Source organism: Pseudomonas sp. C321 (assembly GCF_055407105.1).
The window spans coordinates 605,339-628,179 of record NZ_JBUZRB010000004.1 but is presented as its reverse complement, the minus strand read 5'-3'; the positions used below and the strand labels follow the sequence as shown (position 1 = coordinate 628,179).

The 22,841-nt window shown below is 55.8% G+C and carries 13 protein-coding genes and 2 pseudogenes; 11 read left to right on the top strand and 4 right to left on the bottom strand.

Features of this window, described 5'->3' with window-relative positions; all coding sequences use genetic code 11:
• Window positions 1-25: 25 nt before the first annotated feature.
• From ACZRJ6_RS15675 to ACZRJ6_RS15640, 8 genes are all read left to right on the top strand, one after another.
• Complete coding sequence (locus ACZRJ6_RS15675; protein ID WP_463968435.1) at window positions 26-2,341, top strand: type I secretion system permease/ATPase; 2,316 nt, start codon at window positions 26-28, stop codon at window positions 2,339-2,341.
• Complete coding sequence (locus ACZRJ6_RS15670; protein ID WP_463968436.1) at window positions 2,338-3,585, top strand: HlyD family type I secretion periplasmic adaptor subunit; 1,248 nt, start codon at window positions 2,338-2,340, stop codon at window positions 3,583-3,585. Before ACZRJ6_RS15675 ends, ACZRJ6_RS15670 begins: the two co-directional genes overlap by 4 nt.
• Before the next feature lie 2 nt (window positions 3,586-3,587).
• The gene (locus ACZRJ6_RS15665; protein WP_463968437.1) at window positions 3,588-5,231 is read left to right on the top strand and encodes a TolC family protein; all 1,644 of its coding nucleotides are present in this window, start codon (window positions 3,588-3,590) and stop codon (window positions 5,229-5,231) included.
• The gene (locus ACZRJ6_RS15660) at window positions 5,231-5,743 is read left to right on the top strand and encodes a hypothetical protein (RefSeq protein ID WP_463968438.1); all 513 of its coding nucleotides are present in this window, start codon (window positions 5,231-5,233) and stop codon (window positions 5,741-5,743) included. Before ACZRJ6_RS15665 ends, ACZRJ6_RS15660 begins: the two co-directional genes overlap by 1 nt.
• Window positions 5,715-6,923, top strand: a complete 1,209-nt coding sequence (locus ACZRJ6_RS15655) for an EAL domain-containing response regulator (RefSeq protein ID WP_463968439.1) — start codon at window positions 5,715-5,717, stop codon at window positions 6,921-6,923. Before ACZRJ6_RS15660 ends, ACZRJ6_RS15655 begins: the two co-directional genes overlap by 29 nt.
• 164 nt (window positions 6,924-7,087) lie before the next feature.
• Window positions 7,088-7,720: a serine protease gene (locus ACZRJ6_RS15650; RefSeq protein ID WP_463968440.1), complete on the top strand. Its 633-nt coding sequence runs from the start codon at window positions 7,088-7,090 to the stop codon at window positions 7,718-7,720.
• A 179-nt stretch (window positions 7,721-7,899) separates the two neighbouring features.
• A complete protein-coding gene (locus ACZRJ6_RS15645; RefSeq protein WP_463968441.1) occupies window positions 7,900-8,598 on the top strand; it encodes a response regulator in 699 nt (232 codons plus the stop codon).
• Between the two features lie 31 nt (window positions 8,599-8,629).
• Window positions 8,630-12,295 (top strand): ATP-binding protein, encoded by a 3,666-nt coding sequence (locus ACZRJ6_RS15640; protein WP_463968442.1) that lies wholly within the window; start codon window positions 8,630-8,632, stop codon window positions 12,293-12,295.
• Window positions 12,296-12,367: 72 nt separating this feature from the next.
• On the opposite strand, the gene ACZRJ6_RS15635 is transcribed toward ACZRJ6_RS15640, so the two are convergent.
• Together ACZRJ6_RS15635 and ACZRJ6_RS15630 are read right to left on the bottom strand one after the other, a co-directional pair.
• A complete protein-coding gene (locus ACZRJ6_RS15635; protein ID WP_463968443.1) occupies window positions 12,368-15,544 on the bottom strand; it encodes a transporter substrate-binding domain-containing protein in 3,177 nt (1,058 codons plus the stop codon).
• A gap of 218 nt (window positions 15,545-15,762) precedes the next feature.
• Window positions 15,763-15,894: pseudogene (locus ACZRJ6_RS15630) on the bottom strand (IS3 family transposase); the annotation flags it as partial.
• Between the two features lie 43 nt (window positions 15,895-15,937).
• Here ACZRJ6_RS15630 and ACZRJ6_RS15625 point away from each other — a divergent pair.
• A complete protein-coding gene (locus tag ACZRJ6_RS15625; protein ID WP_463968444.1) occupies window positions 15,938-16,360 on the top strand; it encodes a hypothetical protein in 423 nt (140 codons plus the stop codon).
• A gap of 257 nt (window positions 16,361-16,617) precedes the next feature.
• On the opposite strand, the gene ACZRJ6_RS15620 is transcribed toward ACZRJ6_RS15625, so the two are convergent.
• Together ACZRJ6_RS15620 and arsA are read right to left on the bottom strand one after the other, a co-directional pair.
• On the bottom strand, window positions 16,618-16,686 hold the full coding sequence (locus ACZRJ6_RS15620) for an IS3 family transposase (RefSeq protein WP_463993546.1): 69 nt from the start codon (window positions 16,684-16,686) through the stop codon (window positions 16,618-16,620).
• Window positions 16,687-16,795: 109 nt separating this feature from the next.
• Window positions 16,796-18,556 (bottom strand): arsenical pump-driving ATPase, encoded by a 1,761-nt coding sequence (gene arsA / locus ACZRJ6_RS15615; protein WP_463968445.1) that lies wholly within the window; start codon window positions 18,554-18,556, stop codon window positions 16,796-16,798.
• A gap of 660 nt (window positions 18,557-19,216) precedes the next feature.
• On the opposite strand from arsA, the pseudogene ACZRJ6_RS15610 reads away from it, so the two are divergent.
• Together ACZRJ6_RS15610 and ACZRJ6_RS15605 are read left to right on the top strand one after the other, a co-directional pair.
• A pseudogene (locus tag ACZRJ6_RS15610) lies at window positions 19,217-19,569 on the top strand (LTA synthase family protein); the annotation flags it as partial.
• A 399-nt stretch (window positions 19,570-19,968) separates the two neighbouring features.
• On the top strand, window positions 19,969-22,701 hold the full coding sequence (locus ACZRJ6_RS15605) for a cation-transporting P-type ATPase (protein WP_463968446.1): 2,733 nt from the start codon (window positions 19,969-19,971) through the stop codon (window positions 22,699-22,701).
• Window positions 22,702-22,841 lie beyond the last annotated feature (140 nt).

The window sequence follows — 22,841 nt, the reverse complement described above, 5'->3', positions numbered from 1 at the left end:
GCGCTTGCTCACCAGGACCTTTTTGATGGCTACTGACATGCCTGTCACTTCGAGCATGGAGGCACCGGTTTTACCTGCGCCCCGGCCCAGTATCCAGGACTCGTTGTTGGAGAGTGTGTCCTGGGTCTGTGATTACTATGACCTGGGTAAAACACAGGAAGCCTTGACCGCTGGCCTGCCGAAGGGCGGGCTGTTGGTTCCTTCGCTGGCACTGGCAGCACTGGCCGGTGCCGGGTTTTCGGCGGGGCTGGTTGAGCGACGGCCTCAGGCGTTGCCCCTGCAACTGATGCCGATGATTGTGCTGCGCAAGGAGCAGGGCGGTGCAGTGCTGGTCGGGCGCCGCGTAGAGGCGGATAGCGAGGGCAAGCCCTGTTTCGTTTACCACTTGATCCTGCCCGAAGTCAGCCTGGATGCCGTGGAAATCGGGCAGGCCGAGATGGACGAGCTGTACGCCGGCCACGCCATTTTGCTCAAGCCCAAGGCCAAGATCGATGCCCGCGCCGGGGAGCAACTTCCACAGTCGAGCGGTCACTGGCTGCTGAGTACATTGTGGCGGTACCGCCAGTACTACCGCAGTGCGGCGATAGGCGCAGTGCTGATCAACGTACTCGCCCTGGCCAGCATCTTTTTCACCATGAACGTGTATGACCGCGTCGTGCCGAACCAGGCGTTCGTGACTTTGTGGTCGCTGGGGATCGGCGTGACGGTGGCCATGGTCTTCGAGGCGATTGCGCGGTATGTCCGGGCTCACCTGCTGGACATGGCCGGCAAGAAAGCCGACCTGGTGCTGGGGGCGATGCTGTTTCGTCAGGCGCTGTCGATTCGCATGGAACACAAGCCGGCCTCATCGGGCTCATTCGCCAACCAGTTGCGCGAGTTCGAATCGGTGCGCGACTTCGCGACCTCAGCGACCCTGGCCGCGATCTCCGACCTGCCGTTTGTCCTGATGTTCGTCGGCGTGATCTTTGTCATTGGCGGGCCGCTGGGCTGGATACCCCTGATGCTGATTCCCCTGATCGTGATTATCAGCGTGATAATTCAGTGGCCGCTCGCCCGCACCATGCAGGAAAACTTGCGTGAGTCGTCGCTCAAGCAAGGTGTATTGATCGAGACGGTCGAAGGCCTGGAGGCACTCAAGGCGGTCAGTGGCGAAGCCTACATGCAGCGTCGCTGGGAAGCTTTCAGTGGATTGGCCGCCGCCACCGCGATGAAGTCACGCCAGCTGTCGAGCCTTGCGACCGGCACCGTGACTTTTTTCCAGCAGCTGCAAACGGTGGCGTTGGTGATCAGTGGGGTGTACCTGATCGATGCGGGTGAGCTGACCATGGGCGCAATGATTGCCACGGTGATGCTGGCCGGACGCGCCACGGCTCCGCTGGGGCAGGTGGTGGGCCTGGCGGTGCGTTTTCAGCAGGCCAAGGCAGCGCTCACGTCGCTGAGCAATTTGATGGCCATGCCGGTTGACCGTGATGCCAGCCGTGAGTACCTGGCCAAACCCACGCTGACCGGGCAACTGAGCCTCAAGGATGTCGGCTTTGCCTATCCCGCGCCGCCCATGCAGCCCAATCCACCGGTTTTGCAGGCAATCAATCTGAACATCCAGGCAGGGGAGAGGGTGGCCATTCTGGGTCGGATCGGCAGCGGCAAGTCGACCTTGCTACGGATCATGGCCCGCCTCTATGCACCGGTCTCCGGGCAGATGTTCAGCGATGGACTGGACGTCAATCAAATCGACCCGGCGGACTGGCGCAAGATGGTCGGGTATGTCGGCCAGGACGCGCGGCTGTTCTACGGCTCGTTGCGCGACAACGTGATGATCGGCCGCCCGCAAGCGACGGCTGACGAATTTCTGCGGGTGCTGCGCTTGACCGGCCTCGACCACATGGCCGCCCGACACCCACGGGGTATCAACCTGCCTATCGGTGAAATGGGCGAAGGCTTGTCCGGTGGGCAACGCCAGTTGGTATCGCTGGCGCGCAGCCTGCTTGCCCGTCCCGGAGTGCTGCTGCTGGATGAGCCTACCAGTGCAATGGACAGCCAGACCGAAGCGATTTTTCTACAGCACCTAAAGCGCGCAACCCAGGGCCAGACGCTGGTGGTGGTCACCCATCGTCCCTCCCTGCTGGCATTGGTCGAACGCATTGTGGTGGTGGATGACGGCAAGGTTGTCGCCGATGGCCCGAAGGCACAAGTCCTGGCGGCGTTGGCGGGTAACAAGCCCAATAAACCTGATGCGTCCGAGCCAGGTGAGTCCGCCCCGGTACGCAGGGCGGCCAATAACGATGTCACCCATGGCGACGCAGTGCAGGTAACGGAAGCATCCGAGGAAGCAGCTCAATGATCGGTAAAATTTTTCGCCGCAGGGCATCGGCGACACCGCCTCTGGCGCCTGGTGATGCTGCCTTTATGAACGACGTGCAAGAGTCATTATTGACCCAGACCTCGTCCGGTTCGAAGTTGATGCTTTACCTGATTGGCGCCTTGCTCGTGGCAGGTCTGGTGTGGGCTCACTTTGCCCGTGTCGAAGAAATCACTCGGGGCGAAGCGAAGATCATTTCCCTGAGTCGCGAGCAAGTCATTCAGAGCCTGGAAGGCGGGATTCTGGCGGAAATGGAGGTGCGCGAAGGCGCGGTGGTGGAAAAGGGCCAGGTCTTGCTGCGCATCGACCCTACCCGCGCCCAGTCAAGCTACCGCGAAGCGCTGTCCAAAGTGATCGGCCTCAAGGCGACCATTACTCGCTTGCGATCCGAGGCCTATCAGCAACCTCTGGTTTTCGACGAAATCGTCAAGCAGGATCCTGCGGTCATCGCCCAGGAAACCCGAGCGTATGTCGCGCGTAAACGCGCGCTGGACGAGAGTGTAAACGGCCTCGAGCGCAGTTATGCCCTGTCGAACCGGGAAATCCGCCTGGCACAGCCGCTGGCCGCCAAGGGTTTGATGTCCGAGGTCGAGCTGTTGCGCATTCAGCGCCAGGCCAACGAGATCAAGTCGCAGATCGTTGAACGCGTCAACCGCTTCCAGACCGATGCCAACGCTGAGCTGACCAGGCTTGAGCTTGAGCTGTCGCAGATCAGTGAGAACCTGGTGGGCCGCGCTGACGTGGTGGACCGCACCACCATCACGGCACCGGTACGCGGGACGGTGAAGAACGTGCGGGTCAATACCATTGGCGGGGTCATTCAGCCGGGCGAGCATATTCTGGAGATCGTGCCGCTTGAGGAACAGTTGCTGGTCGAAGGCAAGATCAGACCTTCCGATGTCGCCTTTTTACACCCAGGTTTGCCTGCAACGATAAAAATCACGGCCTATGACTATGCCATTTATGGCGGTCTTAAAGGACGGGTGGAGCACATTAGCCCGGACACCCTCAAAGACGATCAGAAGGCTGCCTCCGGACGTTCCGACGATACCTATTACCGGGTATTGGTTCTGACCGAAAGCAGTGAACTGAGCGCCGGCGACAAGAAACTGCCCATCATCCCGGGGATGATTGCCTCGGTGGAAATCCGGACGGGCGAAAAAACCATTCTTGATTACTTGCTCAAACCCGTGCTCAAGGCACGTGAGGCTTTCCGGGAACGATAACCATGAAAAAAAACTACCAGTCCCGGTCATGGCCTGATCGTATTGCCGTGTCCCCGTGTGCGCGATTTATTCCTTCATCTGGCGCTTGGCCGGTAACGGTGCTGTGGTCAGCCATGCTGTGTTCGATGCCAGTGCAGGCAGAGCTGCTGGAATTTACCAGGGTGCCGGAAGTTGCTCTGCAAGCGCCTGTGGCAACGGCGCCCATGCCCACGCCCACGCCTCCAGTGACCGCGGCCGTCAAACAGGAGCAAGCCGCAGAGCTGAAATTCACCAAAGTCGAGGTCACCTCCAAGGCGGGCACCGTGTCGATTCCGATGGCAGTGCCTGTGGCAGCCACAAGGGCTGAACCTGCGTTACCGGGCGCCTCGGTGTTGGCGACTGAAACCCTGTCATCGCAACGGGCAGGTCGGGCGCGCAAGGTCGCCGGCGCAACAGAAACAGAGTTGCGCGAAATGTTTTACCGGGCGGTACAAACCGCTGCCGAGCGCAGCCCGCAGGTGCAACGAGCACAGGCCGACTATGAAGCGTCAGTGGCGGATATCGATCAGGCCAAGGGGCAGCGTTTGCCTCAGATAGATCTCGGCACGCAGTCCAAGACAGCGCGATTTGGCTCAGGCTCAAACAATGACACGGGAGGCAGTGGCGGGGTCAACCTCAACGTGACGACACCGGTTTACGACTGGGGGCGGATTCGCAAATCCATCGAAAGCCGCAAGTACCTGTCGAATGCTGCCAGTTCCAGCATCGAAGCCGAACTGGAAAGTTCGGCCTATGAGGTCACGACCAACATGGTCGAGTTGGGCAAGCAGCGCATGATCATCGAGATCAGCCAGCAGTTTGTGCAACGCATGGATGATCTGGTCAAGATGCTGGCCGGCATTGTGGCCGTGGATAAAGGCCGGGTCAGCGAGTTGACCCAGGCCAAGGCGCGACTGTTGCAGGCCAATGCGGCGCTTGACTCGGCCGAAAGTCGGGCGCGTGACGCCGAAATCAATTTGCGCAAGCGCATCGGCGAGCGGCCAGTGATGATCCCGCACAGCGCTGAATGGAATATCCCCCCGGCGAACCTCGACGCGTTGCTGTCCAAAGTCGGCGATCACCCGACGATTCATCTGGGCAAGGCGCAAACACAGTCGGCAGAAATGGAGGCGCAGGTGGTGCGCTCATCTTCTTTGCCGCAGTTGAACTGGGTCATCAGCAAAACCACCGCCGATGATGCGCTGGGCCGGGAGCAACCCTGGCAAACGACGCTGTCGGTCAGTTGGGCAGCGTTTCGCGGCGGTTCCACTCGGGCCTCCGAGCGTGCCGCATTGCAGCGAGCCGAAGCCAGCCGGCAACGGACCGAAGAGCAGCGACTCGATCTGGAGTATCGGGTGCGCACTGCCGATCATGATGCGCGCACCTTGCTTGAACGTGCCGACCTCTATCGTGATCTGACGGTGGAATCCGAGCGCATTCGCCTGGCGTTCTATGAGCAGTGGTATCACCTGGGCAAGCGGACCCTGCTGGATGTGTTGACTGCCGAAAACGATCACTACAGTAACCGGGTCGCCGAAGTGACCCAGCGCTTCGATGGCTACCAGGCGATTCTGCGCCAGTATGCCGGGGCCGGGTCATTGTCGGGCTGGCTGGCAGGAGCCGAGTAATGAGCGGGTGTATTGAGTGCGCGATACCCAAGCCACTACGAGTCCTGGTTTTTTGTGTTCAGCCAGGGACTTTGCTGAACTACAGCGCGCTGCTGAATGAGCGAGGGGTCTTTCATCTGAACCTGTGTGCAACCGTTCAGGAGGTGGCACGGGCTTTGGCCCGGGTAGGGCATGTTGATTGGCTTGTTCACGATGATTTCCGTTTCGACGCCAAGGATCGGGATTTCGTGCTGGAGTTTGCCCGACACTCGAGCGTCGACAGTTTGCTGGTCGTCGGGGATATGAGGTTTGGTCAGAGACGTAAAGTTTTTGATTGGGCGCGTGAGCATGAGGTGCCTTTGGTGCATTTTTTTCAGCAGCCGATGTGTAGCAAGGCGCTGGAAAAGGTGCTGACGCACTATCGACAGCGATGCGGCCCGGTGTGCCAAGGGTTGAATGCCGGTCAGGCGGCAATCGAAAATTCAAACAGCAGAGAAATTCGCCGTGAACAGACTGCGTCTACTGGTACTTGAAGATCATGATTTTCAGCGCTCTGTTGCTGTAAAAACACTGCTCAGGATGGGTTGCCTCGACGTCCTGGAGGCCTCCGACGGACAGACGGCGCTGGCGCTGTTGCAACATCAAGGGAGTGTCGACATCGCGCTCTGCGACTTGCATATGGTGGGCATGGACGGTTTGACATTCCTGCGCCAGGCTCGCGAAGCGGGTCTGGTCCGGGCGGTGATTATCAGCAGTGCCTTACCCGAGGATCTGCTGCACACCGTCGAACGCATTGTCACGCTGGACGGGCTGGAGTTGCTGGGCAACATTGGCAAGCCAGCACTGGCGTCGCTGCTCGAACCTTTGCTGAAAACCTATCTCTTGTCTGAACAGAAACGCACGGTTCAACCTGCTCTGCCTGTGCAGCAACCCAGCGAGAGGGAGATACGTCAAGGCATCGCCCGGAAAGAGTTCTGTGCCTGGTTTCAGCCCAAGTTTCATCTGCAGTCGGGCGAGATACAGGGCGCGGAGGTGTTGGTCAGATGGCAGCGTGCCGAGAGCCGGCTTTTATTGCCGGCGGCATTTCTTCCCGCCGTCGAACAATACGGTCTACTTAACGAGATATTTTTCAATCTGCTTGATCAAGGGCTGCGTTTGCAGCGGTTCATGCAGTCTCGAGGCAAGCCCTTCAAGCTGGCGTTCAATCTGGACGTTGCCCAGCTTTCCTGTGTGCACTTCGTCGACCAACTACAGGCAGCGTTTAGCATGCACGGCGCCTCGCCCCGAGAGGTGGTTTTCGAATTGACGGAAACCGGCCTGCTGCAGGCGCCAGGGGTGTGCATGACCAGCATGGTGCGTTTACGCATGCTGGGATGTGACTTGTCTATTGATGACTTTGGTGTGGGTTATTCGTCGCTTGAGCGGTTGTGTCAGATGCCATTCAATGAAGTGAAACTGGACGCCGGTTTCATTCGCAATATTCAGCAGAAACGTTCTATCGCTGTGATCAATGGCGTCCTGGGCCTGGCCCGAGCGCTGAATATGCGAGTGATTGCCGAAGGCATAGAAACCGTTGAGCAATTACATTGCCTGGTCGACCTGGATTGTCAGCTGGGGCAAGGATATTTGTATGCCCGGCCGATGAGCGAGGCACAACTGATGGTCTGGAAATTTGAGGGCGATCCATCGATTTGGCGCAATGCAAACCCTTGATCGGCTATGCCGTGAAACGACGCTGAAATTTTAGTTCCCCCCCTGGTAAACGGCTAATGCTGCTCTAGGCTCAGGTTGTGCAGCGCTTCATCAGGAGGCTGCTGCTCACGGCGATGGGGCTTGCCACCCGCCGTGACTTTCCGGAGCGGTAAGAGGGGGTGTTTATGAGGTTTTTCGTCGCTTTTGTTTGTACATTGATACTGGTCGGTTGCAACGGTCTGCCACACCCCATTTCCGCGGATAACGATTATCAGGGGCGCTTTATCATCAATTCCGGCTTCCCCGTGCCTTACCTTTTCCAAGGCACTGCCGTGCAGTGGAATGACGAGTATGCGGTGACGGTCAAACATATCCCGATGTTATCGAACGTTGTGTATACCTGCAGTTCCGGCTGCGATCTGGTGTTTATCAAGCACAAGGCTGAAGGGGTGATTCCTGTTTGGCGCAACTTTGTCAAAGGTGAAGCGGTGACAGCGGTCGGGTTCAGCCCGTTGATGGTGACCATGCAGGGGCATGGCGTGGCCAAAGGCATGCGCATGGTGATGCCCGGCAAGGCCGATTCAACGCCCTATGCCATCAATGACGCGCCCATCGTCATCGGCATGTCTGGAGGCCCGGTGTATGGTTCGGATGGTGCGGTACTCGGTATCACCGTAGGAATGTGGCTGGGGGACAAACCTGCCTTTGGAGAGCTCAAGACTAGCGATCGGATAAGCGTCTATCTTCCGTATGACGTTGTACTGCTGGAGTGGCAGAAGTACAGCATGGAGGGCAGGAAGGTCGTCGGGTTGTATTGATCGGAGGGCTGAAAGCGGCCTTTGGGTCCAGTGCAGGAGCACTCGCTCCTGCACTGGATGCCTTATCGCTTCATCGCGTTTTGAGACAATGGCCTATATCCATTGTCCGCTTTATCACTCAGAATTTTCCTACGGCTTTTGTTGAAAAGTCCGAACATTACTGTGCTGGAGGAAAAAGAATGCAGTGGTCCGTTGTCACTCCGTTACGCGTTGCCGTGCTGGATGATCATTCGCTGATTCGCCTGGCCTTACATGCGCGCCTGACCCGAGAGGCGGATCTCTCGGTGGTGGGCGTGTTCTGCGGCAGCGCGGATTTGATATCGGCGCTGCGCGAGATGAACGTCGATCTGTTGGTCCTCGATTATCAATTACATGATGACGAGCTTGACGGCCTGAATCTCATCCGGCTCCTGCGCAAACAATACCCGCAACTGCTTATTCTGATTTTTTCTTCGGCGGAAAAGCCGGCCATCGTCAATTTAGCCATTGGCGCCGGCGCCAATGGCTTCCTCGGTAAATCCCAACCGGTTGATGATCTGACCGTGGCCATCCGTACCGTGGCGTCGGGACAGTTGTATTTGTCTTCACAGATGGCCTTTGAATTGGACAAGAAACCGGTGACGGGCCAAGAGCAGAAGACCTCTATCGACGGCGACCCGGTCGGCGACTCGGTGCTGGCCAACAATGCAGCGCTTTCGCCGAAGGAGCGTGAGGTGCTGCGCTGCTGCCTGGATGGCATGCAGGTCTCGCAGATTGCGCAGAAGTTCATGCGCAGCAGAAAAACCATCAGTGGACAAAAGCAGTCTGCGTTCAGAAAGCTCGGCATACGCACAGACGTTGAACTGTTCAAGTTGCAACACAACCTTGACGAGCAGTAAGCGTCTCCCATTTCTAGTTGAAGGAGTCTTGATGAGGCTGGTCGTAACACCTCCTAACGCTGTCCGTTGCATGAAACGAGGTGTATTGGTCATCCTGGCCTTGCTGCTTTTCTATGTGGATCGGGCACAGTCTGCCACCGCAGACGGGTCGCTCCGGTTGTTGGAGCGGAGCCAGTGCGCGAATGTGCAAGTCCCGCTTTCCGATAAGGACTGGGGTTGGCTGAGACAAAAACGTGTATTAGTGTTGGGCGTCGCGCAACCCAATTACCCGCCTTTCGAGATGACGGCCGGGAGCTCGTATTTAGAAGGGATCACGGGCGATGTTGCGTGTTATCTCGCTCAATCACTTCACGTCGGCATAACGATACGGCGCTTTGTTGATCGGCGCAGTGCGCTCTCGGCATTGACGCATGGTGAAATCGATATGGTGGGCAGTGCCAACGGTTTCGAAGTCGCCGGCGGCAATACGGTGTTGAGCACGCCTTATGTGGACGACCATCCTGCTTTGTTTGTGCGCAGCGCGGAACAACAATCGTTGCCGACCAATTTGGCGGGCAAACGCATTGCCATTGCCAATGATTATCTGCCGCAGGCCCGGCTGACAGCTCACTATCCCGATACCCTTTTCGTTCCATACGCCTCACGCGACTTGGCGCTGGCAGCACTCGCATTCGGTGACGTGGATGGTTATCTCGGCGACGGAGTCTCAAGTAACTATCTGATCAATATGAGCTACTTCAACTATGTCCGTCTGGAGCGGTTCATAGATCTGCAAAGTAGCGGTTTAGGTTTCGCTGTCCGGCGCGGCAATGATCCGCTGAAAAGCATCCTGAACACCACCATCAGTGCTATCGGCAAGGCCGGCCTGGAGGAAATCGTCAAGCGTTGGTCCGGAGGTGGGGCCATGTTATCAACCGGAAAGGTTGACCTGACGGCTAACGAGCAGCGCTGGATCGAGCGTCATCCGGTGGCACGTTTTGTGGTCAATGACGACCTGGCGCCCTTTGCCTTCTTTAATGCCGATGGGCACTTCAGCGGCATGAGTTCGGAGCTGCTTGAGTTGATTCATCGGCGCACAGGGCTCCGATTCGAAGCCATACGTACCGACAGTTTTGCCAATCTAAGCAGGTCTCTGTTTCAGGGGGCGGCGGACCTGACCATTGCCGCACCCACGAGTGAAGGCGAGTCCGACCTGCGTTTCAGCAAGCCCTTTATTTTCAGTTCATTTGTGATCGTTGCGCGCGATGAAAAAGGGGCGCCCTCGAGCCTTGTGGCGCTGCGTGGCAAAAGGGTCGCAGTGCCGCCAATGGCGGCCGAGCGTGGATTACTGAGCACCTATCCTGACATCGAGGTGCTTGACTCACCTACTTTCCTCGAATCGCTGGCGATGGTTGCCGACGGCAGAGCGGATGCGACCTTCGTCACTCTCCAGGCGGCCCGCTACTACCTTCAACATCTCTACGGGGACAGGTTGCGGGTCACCAATATTCTGGAGGGGGAGCATGGGGCCATGACCTTTGCGGCCCGTCGTGCCGATACCGAACTGATTTCAATAATCGACAAGGCGCTCCTGAGTATTCCACCGGATGAACTCAGCGTAGTGCTCAATCGCTGGCGGCCTGTTGCGGCGTTTCAGGGGATGTCATGGAGAAACTACAAAACGCTTATTTATCAGATTGGTGCAGCGGCGTTCCTGTTCATTTTTTGCTCGCTGCTCTGGAATCTTTATATTCGTCGACAAATTCGAGAACGCAGGCGGGCCGAGTTGGCCTTGAGTGACCAGTTGAAGTTCATGGAGGCTTTGATAAACGGCACCCCCCATCCGATCTACGTGCGTGATCGCCAAGGCCGACTGTTGTCTTGTAATGATAATTACCTGAAAACGTTCTCTGTCAGCCTTAAGGATGTTATCGGAAAAACAGCGCTGCAAAGCGGCAAGCATAATCGTGAGGAAGCACTGCAATTCCATGATGGCTATATGCAAGTCATGCAAGAGGATGCGCCTTACGAAGTCGATCGCACACTGCACGTGGGCAACACCCAATTGATTATTTACCATTGGATTCAGCCCTTTCACGACACTGGCGGGCAAGTGCAGGGCGTCATTTGCGGCTGGATCGATATTAGTGAGCGGCGCGAGCTCATCGAGGAGTTGCGTTCTGCCAAGCAATTGGCCGATGACTCCAGCCGGGCAAAAACAACGTTTCTGGCGACCATGAGCCATGAAATTCGCACCCCCATGAGCGCCGTTATCGGCATGCTTGAACTCGCGTTGAAACGGACCGAACAAGGTGATTTCGACACGTCGGCGATTGAGGTGGCCTACGACTCGGCCAAAGGCATGCTTGAACTGATTGGCGATATTCTGGATGTGGTCCGAATTGAGTCCGGCCACGTCAGCCTGTCACCCAGGAGGGCAAATTTACGGGAACTGGTCGAGTCCGTTGCCCGGGCCTTTGACGGCTTGGCCAGGCAAAAGAACCTCATGATGAAGCTTGATATTGATGCGAGTGTCGGCTGTGAGGTTCTGGTTGATCCGATGCGCTTCCAGCAGATTCTTTCCAATTTATTGGGCAATGCGATCAAGTTCACTGATTCCGGCGAAGTACGGGTGTCTATCACCGGACAGCACGTAATTGATGAGCGACTCCAGGTGTTCCTTAAAGTCGAAGACACTGGAATTGGTATCAGCGCTGAAGATATGCAGCGGTTGTTCCAGCCTTTCTCGCAGGCTGACCATGGTGCGTCTTCCAGAGGTGGCACGGGTTTGGGATTGGTGATCTCCCGCTCACTGTGTGAATTAATGGGCGGTAGCCTGCAGATCAGCAGTGTCCCGGGCCAGGGGTCGCGGCTTGAGGTCTCGTTGTTGTTCAACAAACTTGAAGCGATTACGGAAAAGGCTCCGCAGCCTGTTCCTCAGCTTAATTGCGTGCACGCCATGAAGGTGCTCGTGGTGGATGACCAGCCAGCGAACCGCTTGCTTCTGGTTCAGCAGTTGACGTATCTAGGGCAGTCGGCCGTCGCTGCCGAGGACGGCGCTGTTGCACTGAACCTATGGCGTTTTGGGCATTTCGATGTCCTTATTACCGATTGCAACATGCCGGTGATGAATGGCTATGAATTGGCTCGGCAAATACGTAAGGAAGAAGTAGAACGCAAGAAGGGACATTGTCTGGTAGTGGGTTTGACCGCCAACGCTCAGCCAGAGGAAAAGGCTAAATGCCTGGCGGCGGGGATGGACGATTGTTTGTTCAAACCTATGGGCCTGAGCACGCTGTCAGCTCTTTTGTCGCGGTTGCAAGTGCCATTGGCAGGCGAATATACCCCGCAGGTTGAGCTGGAAGTCCGCGCTGATCAGCGCTCGATCACTGAGCGTTTGTGTGAGTTGACTGGCGGCGATCCTGAAGCAACCCATGTGTTGATCCATGAAGCATTGCTCAGTTGCGAGCGAGACCTGGCCGAGTTGAAAGTGTTGCTCGCCCAGCATGAGACATTCGCTCTGGTCGATCTCGCCCACCGCATCAAGGGGGCAGCGCGGATCGTGGCCGATCAAGCTGTAATTACCTGTTGCGAGGCGTTGGAACTGGCCGGTCATGCATCGGTCATTGTGCCGGCGCATGTCTTTGAGTCCGCCAGGTTACTCGAAAATGCACAGGCGGCTTTGGTGGATAGCCTGCGTGATATCTCCATGGCTTGAGGGCCGTAGTGGGCGTCACAACGGCCAGCGAGCGCACTCAGGCAAGCCGGAGTATTGATTTCGCACAGATGATCACACTGGTTGCAGCGACAGGCTGATGTCATTGAGTGCCTGGACCAATTCGGTTACTGCCCGCTCTATCTTTTCAGGTTCGTCAACGCTCTCAGTCAGATCCTCCAAAGTCGAGCACAGTTGCAGCAAACTTTGCGAATTAAGTACGTAGGCGGTGCCTTTGAGTCTGTGAGCGATACGGGCGAGTGAGCGGAGATCAAGCAGATCCAGCGCTTTTTCCAAGGCCAGCAATTCCTGATTGTTGCTGGCGATCACGTGTTCCGCTATCTCCAGTTTTACTTCGTGCGCAAGGTTGCTGGGAGATTGCGCTCGTTTTTTTTCGCCGTTATCGAGCGTCGGAATAAACCGGTTCAACCCGGCAAGATCAATAGGTTTGGCGAGGGCTTCGTCCATGCCCGACGTCAGGCATTGATCAAGCACTTCGCGTTGAGCGTCGGCGGTAAGTCCGATGATGGTGCAAGGCACAATGCCAAGGTGGGTTTCCAAGTCACGGATGGTGCGGGTCATTTCATAACCGCTGATTTCGGGCATGTTGCAGTCGGTCAATACAATGTCGATGTCCTGTGCCCACCATAGCGCCAGGCCTTCGACACCATTGTTGGCGATGATCGCATGGTGCCCCAGGTACGTGATCTGTTGCTCCAGCAGGAACTGGCTCGGCAGGTGGTCTTCCACGATCAAGATGTTCAGTGGCAAATCAATAGGCACTGTTGACGTCTGTTGTCGGACCGCGTCGATCTCTGTGCTGCCCGCGCTTACGCATTGGAAGGCGCCATTGAAGATCATTGATGTGCCGACCCCGACTTCGCTTTCGACGTCGAGGCTGGCTTTCATCAACTGGCTTAACACCTTGCTGATGGACAGGCCAAGACCGGCTCCGGTGTTGGGATTGTTAACCGCGCTGTCCAGTTCGAAGAAGGGTGTGAAGACCTTATCAATTTGAGATTGAGCAATGCCTTTGCCGCTGTCGGCCACGCCTATACGAAGCTGAACGAAATTCTCGTCGTCACGGGTGCCTTTGCAACTGATGACAATGCCCCCTTTCTCAGTGAACTTGATCGCATTGCTTAAGAGATTGGACATGATCTGCTTGAACTTCAGACCATCGATCCACACTCGCTGGTTGGCTGTTTCATCCAGTTCAAGCCGGATGCTGAGTTGTTTTTGGCGTGCCAGGCCGGCAAACACATTGGCCACCGATTCGATCAATTCCTTGAGGCTATGAATCTCCGGTCGTAGGGTCAGCTTGCCGGATTCTATGCGTGAGATGTCGAGGATGTCGCCGATTAGTCCCAGCAGGTTATGTGCCGATTCGTAGGCGATATGCACAGACTGGGTATTGAGTTCGGCGTCGGTCTTGCGGGTTAGTACCAGCTCCAGCATGCCGATGATCGCGTTCAAAGGAGTGCGGATTTCGTGGCTCATGGTTGCCAAAAACACGGTCTTGCTTCGGCTGGCCTTTTCTGCAGAGTCCTTTGCAATTTGTAGTTCATCAAGAATGAGTTGCCGCTGCAGCAGGTCGTGCTGCTTGCGAATGATGCGCCGCCGCAGGATAAAGATAAGCAGAGCCGCAATGGCGAGCAGCAGGCACAGCGCTCCCAGGGTGTTCCATATACCGGAGGCTATTCCTTCCCAGCGCCTGTCATCAGTTGCAGCATTGGCTCGCCAGCGACCGGTAATTTGCATGTATTGCGCAGGAGTGATTTCCGCCAGCGCCTTGTCGAGGATCGATATGAGCAGCGGTTCTTTTGCTGACGCAACAAACGCTATCTGCGCCTCATTATCCGGGAAAATACCGCTGATCTTCAGGCTGTTCTCATATTTGTAGGACAGGTAGTAGCGTGCAAGGTTGGCAGGCGCGAGTGAAAAGTCTGCGTCGCCATCGCGCACCAATTTGAGCGCTTCAGCCGTTGTTGCAGGCTCGACGAGGTGAAGGTGAGGGTATTTGCGGGTGAGCGCGTCGGGCGGCATATGGCCCTTTGCAATGGCCAAAGTGGCGTCGGTCTGCGGGCTCAGTGATGTCAGTGAATTTTCATCGCGCCGGGTCACAATCACATAGGGAATTGTCACGAACGGTCGGGTAAACAGATAACGGTCATGGTTCGGGCTGACATGAGTCAGAACGCTAAGGTCCGCCTTTTCTTCGCTTAGTAAGGCCTCGACATCGCTAACAGAGCTGACGCGATTGATCTCGAAATGAATGCCGGTCTTACGTCGGACAATCTCCAGAAGCTCGGAGGCAATTCCATTGAACCGGCCCCTGTTGTCAAAAAAGGTGAAAGGGGCCAGGTCTTCACTGATGGCCAGTTTCACCGGACCTGCTTGATCGAGCCAGGCACGTTCGGGTTTACTGAGGCGGTCGCGAAAGTTGCCGCTGTCGCACCCCTCGGTGTCCCCCCAAACCCGCATGGCGCTGACAAGGTTACAGCGCCTGAGACTACCTAATGTTTGATCAAGGACATGGCCGAGCATTCTGTCGCTTGTTTTGAACGCGAAGCCCACCCGAATTTTCGGCAAGCCGACACTTTGATTGATAACCAACTGATTGCTGAACAGTTGCCCCAAAAAGTATCGGGTGGAAAAGGTGTCGCCCAGGTAGACTTGCGACTGGCCGTTCAATACCGACGCAATGGCCGCGAGAGGGGTGGAATAGCGATTGATCGTTCCCTGTCCTCCAGCCTGGAGGTACAGTTCAAGAAGCGGCTCGTCAGCAGTCGCGATGCGCGTATTGCCTGTTTTAATATCGTAGTCGCGCAGTTCACCGGACTCGGCAAACAACGCCAACTGGCTGACGGCATAGGGCGGGCTCAAACTCACTTGATTGTGTTTGGCTGAGCTTGCTGTTGCGCCATCTACCATATCGACCTGGCCTTCGCGCAACGCCTGGTATGCCGCGTCCGTCGAGCCAAACCGCTGGACTATCACCGGAATCGCCAACTCGCGCTCCAAGGCGCGCAGGTAATCGGCGCCGATGCCTTCCAGTTCATTGCGCCCGGTAATGATGCGGTAGGGCGGATAGTTCTCGGCGGGCACACCGACTACCAGAGACCGCTTGTTTCGCAACCAGGCTTTCGACTCGGAATCGAGCGATATCTTCAGCCCTTCCAGGGGTTGCCGTGCGTGGATCTGCAGGGCGTCGCTATTGGCAAATGCACCGCAAGATACCGACAGAATCAAGAAAATCCATGCGGCATATAGCGGGTGTGGCTTTGATCTCACGTTGCGTTTCTCAGGCCTGAAGGAAGGGCGCCAGGCGAGATTTGCCAGACCCAGCGCCGAAGATACGGCAATTTGCTCTGGGCCTTGGTATTGGCAGCGCTGACGATTTTTTCGATCAGACGCATTATGTCGCGATTGAATCGTCAGTTGCTAATTTATCTGAGTAATGTTCCATGCCACCCTGTCTGAGAGCGCAGACCTTCAAGACGCATCAACCTGGCGACCCGATGCCGATCACAATTTTCACCGACTTCACGCAGATCGTCATGGATTTTGCGATAACCATAAACGCCGCCGCTCTCCATCCATCCCAGTAACGGCGGCGATTTCAATCTTCAGGCACAGGCATCCGTGCAACAGGATACGACCCATTTCGACCGTCTCACCCGCGTCAAGCTCGATCGCAAGGAGGTTGTCGCGCTGGCAGAGGCCGGGCTAATCAACTACTTCAAGCCGCATTACAACACCTTGTTGAAAACGACCAACTTTGCGGCGGTCGATAAGCTCAGGGTATTGAAGCAACTGATGAAAAAGGGCATTACCGGGCTGATCGTGGAACTGTGCACAGCCAACCTGCGCTCGCGGGTCGGTACGATTCATGCCGTCCCCAAGGAGGCTCCACCGGGAGCATTAGATGGGCGACCTGTAGAGGATCAAGCGGCCAAGACGTTATGGCTGAAGCAATTCAATCATTCTCACTTCGCCGAGTTCCCGCTGACCACGCCAGAAGAGCGCAATACCTTTCTGCATGGCAGTACGTTTATGACTGAGTAGACGTTGGGCTGCAAACATTTTGCTGGAAAAGTGGCTATCCCAATTTTCAGTGCTTAATGCTCCGGATTATCCGGGAGGTGATCGAGGTAGAGCGTCGCGCTACAGCGTTTATTGCCGAAAACGATGCGGAGCCCAGCCCCACCATTGAGGTGTGCCTGGAAAATCCAACCACGGAAAATGCCTATTTGAGAAGCGTGGTTCGAGATTCATTCGATGACACCTGGGGCCGCTACAGCGCATTGAAGTTTACAGGGTGTCTAAAGAACCCGGGGCGATTCACCATGACGGCGTTTGGGGTTGTAGAACATCTCAATGTAATCGAACACATCACCGAGAGTATCCACGCTCCATGGCGCGTGGATACTCACACACAAAGAAAATCACGCCTGCCCAGTCTTTCGGAGTGCAACCATCGAATCGCTCACCTCTGGTTTGTCAGCTCTGTCTCTCGCTTAGTCGGAGCAAGCGTTCTACCCCAACAGGCTCCTCAGCCATCAAGGGAATCACGGCATAGCGTTGGGCGTGCTCACTGGCCACATGCTCAATTTCTTTGAGTTCATTTCGCGCTCGCTTACGAAGTAATGGTGATTGAGTCCTGGAGGCCGCAATGCTGTTGTTGATCACCCATGCCCAGGGTTCAATGCCTGCGCGGCGTAGATCGGTTTCCAGATTGGTAGCTTCAAGTACCGGAGTCGTCTCGGCCAATGTAACCAGCAAAACCTTGGTTTGTTTTGGGTCTTGAAGCTGCATCATTGGCGTACTGAAGCGGGTATTGCTGCCTGCCATCTGCCGAGCTATGTCGCGGTGATAGGCACCCGTGGCATCAAGCAACAAAAGGGTATGCCCGGTCGGCGCTGTGTCCATAACCACAAACTTCTTGCCAGCCTCCCGAATAACGCGTGAGAAGGCCTGAAAAACTGCGATTTCTTCAGTGCAGGGCGAGCGAAGATCCTCTGCCAAAAGCGCTTTTCCCTGCTCGTCCAGTTTTGCGCCTTTAGAGGCCATCACTTGATCACGATAGCGCTGAGTTTCAACGTGAGGATCAATGCGGCTGAGGGTCAGGTTCGTCATTGCCCCATCCAGCGTTTCTGCCAGATGAGCCGCTGGATCGGAGGTGGTGAGGTGAACCGGCAGCCCTCTGTGTGCCAACTCGACTGCCACCGCCGCAGCGAGTGTTGTTTTGCCGACCCCACCTTTACCCATGACCATAATCAGTCCATGACCATCAGCGGCAATTTCATCGACCAAATCACTCAAGCTTGGTGCATGAATATCGACCGCTGCAGATTCAATCCCTTCAACTGCTTGACTATCTTCACTCAGTAACTGTTTCAGTGCTTCAACGCCGACTAGATTGAAGGCTTTGAGGGGAAGCTGATCAAAGGGCAGCGCCTTGAGCTCGTCCGGCATCCCGGTAAGAGCCGCCTGCTCCCGTGCATATACTGCTGCGGCTAAAGGGTCTTTCTCGGCCTCAGTGCTGGGCAACACTCCGTTGACCACCAGGTATTGCTTGCTCAGGCCAATACCCGCGAGCTCTTCGTGGGTGCGTGCGGCTTCACGCAGTGTGGCCGTTTGGGCCCGAGCAACCAGGACGAGCCGAGTACGTGCAGGATCGGACAGGGCTTCAACGGCCTTACGATATTGATCGCGCTGTTTATCGAGACCAGCCAATGGCCCCAAGCATGAGGCATCACCCTGGCCGGCCTCTAGGAAACCACTCCAGGCTCCAGGTAGTTGGAGCAGGCGAATGGTGTGACCGGTCGGGGCTGTATCAAAGATGATGTGGTCAAAGCAGTCAGTGTGCCTGGAGCCCACGAGAAGCCCGGTGAACTCATCAAAGGATGCAATTTCTGTTGTACAGGCTCCGGACAACTGTTCTTCCATGCCTTTGACCACATCGGCGTCCAACACGCCTCGCGCAGGCCCGACAATGCGGTCTCGGTAGGCCTGAGCTGCGGCCTGGGGATCAATTTCAAGCGCTGACAAATTAGCAACGGCAGGTACAGGAGTGATGTTGTTGCCAATACTGATGCCAAACACTTGTCCAACGTTGGACGCTGGGTCGGTACTCACCAGCAGGACGCGTTTGCCTTGAGCCGTCAGCTGCAGCGCTGTAGCGCAGGCAATCGACGTTTTGCCAACACCGCCTTTGCCAGTAAAAAACAGAAAGCGTGGTGCGTTCTCAAGAAACTGCATGAGTAATTCCCTATCGATTCGACAGTCCGAACTCGTACACACGAGTACCATTGAGCCTTTTTACTAATCAGAGCATTACCAGCACACTGATTAATGCGCTTACCTGATAGTCGTTATGCCCAACGATCAGGATTGATAGCGCGCCCTGAGTCTAGTCCCTGTGTGGATGAGCCGTTCTGATCCTCGTCAAACCTGGAGTAATAGCCGCAAGTGTATTTAGGCAACTGTGCGGGGCTTGGAAAGACTTGCTGTAGAGCCCTCCGGTCGAGACTCCAGCCTTATCCAGCGTTTTCAGGCTCCACGTATGCACTGCACCCTTCGGCTGTCTGCGCGACACCACAAATCACCAACCCCACAGCAAGCAATAGCTTTCGTTTGAACATTCGATGCACCTCGTCACGTTTTAGTGCGGTCACTCCGTATGCCCTTGGGGGAGGATTATCCTGCTGGCTATGGTGAGGTGATTTGTGTAGCAGTCTCACCAAAACCTTCCATAGACTTGATTCGGATTTGTGATTCGGTTTTTGGGAGGATCTCGCTTGCTGACTCAGCTCGATGCCTTCAAAGCTTTGAAGATATAGCGGAACTACTTGGTCAGCCATATTCAGGGCAAGCACTAGAACAGTAAAGCCTACCAATATGGGGAATGAGGCATACCAGAATTTTATTGGCGCGCAGCATCTGGAAATGCCCAAAGGCTCACACACTCGCGTGCGTCTGACCGTACGCTCGGTAGATTCACAACAGACCGCCTACATACTGCTCAAGGCCAAGGAGCTGGAACAGGATGCCCAACTGGGCCTACCTGCAGAAATGATCGTCACTGCCGATCAGTCACTGGAGAGGACTTCAGTTTCGACAATCCGCTGCCGCGTAAGGCGCTCTCGTTCCACCTGACGGGCTACGGGTTGGGTTCCGTTGAGGTGAGTGACTTCAGCGTGATCACCGAGCGGCCAAGAGCACCAGAGGCGCTGGACGAGACACCGGTCGATAGCAGTGCTCAATCAAGCTAGGGAGCTCAGTATGGTTGGATTCTTGTTTTGGGGGCAACCAGTATGCAGGCTGTAACATAATGATTTATCGAAGTATTGCGGCAACTGCATGCCAACTTATTAATAGGTCAAATTTGCTAAAAATATTAAAACACTGACGTCATAAATCAAAAGAGGCCTAAGTCGAAGCATAGTTTGCACAGATAAAATATCTAGTCACACTATCGACGGCCAATAATTTGATTTAAGTCAATAATCATCAGGCTGTTGGTTGCATGAATATATAGGGTCGTGTCATCTAGAAAACCGACCGAATGTAAGAGCAATCAACGACTTTTCAGCATTCAGGTATAACCCCGCCCGCTCGTGACCACCTCAGCCCGCTTCAGTTGAGCTGTGCGCACAAGGAGATACTCATTGATGAAGCAGGTGGTCGACGCAGCAACTGAGCAAACACCAACTCCCACACATTCCGTGGCCTGGCATACCATGCCTGCAGAGCAGGTAACGAACCTACTTAAAGTCAATGAGCATGTCGGACTGGAGGCCGCCGAGGTTCAAACCCGGCTTGACCGCACTGGTTTCAATCGCCTGCCAGAAGCCGCACGGCGACCTGCGTGGCTGCGATTTTTGCTGCAGTTTCACAACATTCTGATTTATGTGCTTCTAGGATCTGCTGCGATTACCGCGATGCTGCTACATCTGTGGGATACGGTAGTGATTCTGGCGGTGGTAATTACCAACGCGATCATTGGTTACGTCCAGGAAGGCAAAGCGGAAAAATCCATGGACGCTATCCGGCAGATGCTGGCACCGCACGCCGCTGTGATTCGCGCAGGCGAACGCTTGAGTGTTGTAGGCGAGGAGCTAGTGCCGGGCGATATTGTATTGCTGGAGGCCGGAGACAAAGTACCTGCTGATTTACGTCTGCTGCACGCGAACAGACTACAAATTCAAGAAGCAATTCTCACCGGTGAATCCGTACCAGTAGAAAAACATACCGAACCAGTGAGTCTTGGAGCCGCCATGGGTGATCGTACTTGCATGGCGTTCAGCGGTACGCTCGTGACTAGCGGACAAGCAACTGGGGTTGTAGTTGCTACCGCAGCAGCAGCTGAAATCGGACGCATCAGTACGCTGCTTGCTGGAGTAGAAACGCTGACCACTCCGCTGGTGCAGCAAATGAACGTATTTGCGCGCTGGCTGACGATCTTGATCTTGTTAGTCGGCGGACTTTTACTCGTGTTCGGCCATTATGTCGGGCACTACGAGTTCACCGATATCTTCATGGTCGTGGTCGGGATGTCAGTAGCGGCGATACCTGAAGGGCTGCCCGCCGTCCTTACTATCACGCTGGCTGTCGGAGTTCGGGCAATGGCTCGCCGCAACGCCATCGTGCGCCGCCTGCCTGCCATCGAAACGCTAGGCTCGGTATCCGTCATCTGCACTGACAAGACTGGCACACTGACTCGCAACGAAATGATGGTGGCATCGGTAGTCACGAACGATCTCATCTTCACGGTCGATGGCGCAGGTTATCAGCCAGCGGGCAGCATCATCCTTGCAGATCAGCTAGTCGACATATCGACTTACCCTGTGTTGGCAGAAATGGGGCGAGCAGCTGGCCTGTGCAACGATGCTGTGCTGCGCTTGCATGAAGACTTATGGAAGGTAGAGGGAGACCCGATGGAGGGTGCCTTGCTGGCATTTTCCGGAAAGACCGGAATCGATAGCGATGAAGAGCATCGGGCCTGGCCCCGCACCGATGCCATTCCGTTTGACGCGAAACACCGCTTTATGGCGACCCTCCATCACAACCATGATCGCCATGCCTCTATCTATGTAAAAGGCGCGCCAGAGCAAATACTGGCCATGAGCACGCAGCAGTTCGTAAACGCCGGCATGACTGAACCGCTCGACGCGTACTACTGGCACGCCCAGGCAAATGCCATTGCTACCAAGGGGCAGCGTGTATTGGCGTTTGCAGTTAGATCAGTTCCGCCCGAGCACACCGTGTTGGAGTTTGGGGACGTGCAAGGGAAGTTAATCTTACTGGGGATGGTCGGGCTGATTGACCCGCCTAGACCCGAGACGATAAAGGCCGTTCAGCATTGCCAAGCGGCGGGCATTGTCGTAAAAATGATCACTGGCGATCACGGCGGCACCGCCGCCGCTATCGGTCGTCAGATTGGCCTGCAACATCCTGACAAGGTGCTGACCGGCGCAGACCTAGACGCCATGAACGATGCCGTCCTCATGGAGGCGGTAAAGGACGTCAATATCTTTGCTCGCACCAGCCCCGAACATAAACTCAGGCTGGTAATGCTGCTGCAATCGAATGGCATGACAGTGGCAATGACCGGCGATGGCGTTAACGACGCACCAGCGCTAAAGCGTGCCGATGCCGGTATCGCCATGGGTGGAAAAGGCAGTGAGGCCGCCAAGGAAGCCGCAGACCTGGTGCTGGCCGATGACAACTTCGCGTCCATCGTGGCTGCAGTGCGCGAAGGTCGGACAGTCTACGACAACATCAAGAAAGTGTTGAGCTGGACGCTGCCTACCAGCGCGGGCGAGACCATGACCATCATCGTGGCCCTGCTACTCGGCCTTACACTACCGGTGACGCCGATACAGATTCTGTGGATTAATCTGATAACCGCAGTGACGCTCGGCATCGCATTGGCATTCGAGCCCACCGAAGAAAACACCATGCGCAGACCGCCCCGTTCGCGCAAAGATCCACTGATAAGCGGCGCTTTAGTCTGGCATATCGTGCTTGTTTCTATTCTGTTTCTCTGCGGCGTTTACGGTATTTTTTCGTATGCGCTCGACCGAGGCTACTCGGTGGAGTTGGCCCGAACCATCGCGGTCAACACGTTAGTGGTAATGGAAATATTCCATCTGTTCTTCATTCGTAATCTCTACAGCACATCGCTTACCTGGAAGGGCATTCGTGGCACCAAAGTTGTGTGGATGACCGTCGCAGTGGTTACCATAGCTCAGTTCGCCATCACGTATGCACCGCCGCTGCAAAAGGTGTTTGCCACTGAAGCGATCCCCTTCCTTGATGGCCTACTGATCATTGGGGTTGGCGTGGCGCTCTTTGCGATCATCGAGATTGAAAAACAGATTCGAATCCGTTTGTCTGAATAGGACTTATTGGGAACATCAATATTCAGCACATCATCGCCAACATAGTCGCTGTCCAGGTACTCGACAGTTGTGCGGGCGGGTGGCCGGGATTTTGTCCATAGTTCGACCACCACTTGATGGAGGCCAATGGGGCCTAGGTG

Coding starts and splice junctions, on each gene's coding strand:
- ACZRJ6_RS15675 (WP_463968435.1), top strand. CDS start 26: ATGGCTACTGACATGCCTGTCACTTCGAGCATGGAGGCACCGGTTTTA.
- ACZRJ6_RS15670 (WP_463968436.1), top strand. CDS start 2,338: ATGATCGGTAAAATTTTTCGCCGCAGGGCATCGGCGACACCGCCTCTG.
- ACZRJ6_RS15665 (WP_463968437.1), top strand. CDS start 3,588: ATGAAAAAAAACTACCAGTCCCGGTCATGGCCTGATCGTATTGCCGTG.
- ACZRJ6_RS15660 (WP_463968438.1), top strand. CDS start 5,231: ATGAGCGGGTGTATTGAGTGCGCGATACCCAAGCCACTACGAGTCCTG.
- ACZRJ6_RS15650 (WP_463968440.1), top strand. CDS start 7,088: ATGAGGTTTTTCGTCGCTTTTGTTTGTACATTGATACTGGTCGGTTGC.
- ACZRJ6_RS15645 (WP_463968441.1), top strand. CDS start 7,900: ATGCAGTGGTCCGTTGTCACTCCGTTACGCGTTGCCGTGCTGGATGAT.
- ACZRJ6_RS15640 (WP_463968442.1), top strand. CDS start 8,630: ATGAGGCTGGTCGTAACACCTCCTAACGCTGTCCGTTGCATGAAACGA.
- arsA (WP_463968445.1), bottom strand. CDS start 18,556: ATGCAGTTTCTTGAGAACGCACCACGCTTTCTGTTTTTTACTGGCAAA.
- ACZRJ6_RS15605 (WP_463968446.1), top strand. CDS start 19,969: ATGAAGCAGGTGGTCGACGCAGCAACTGAGCAAACACCAACTCCCACA.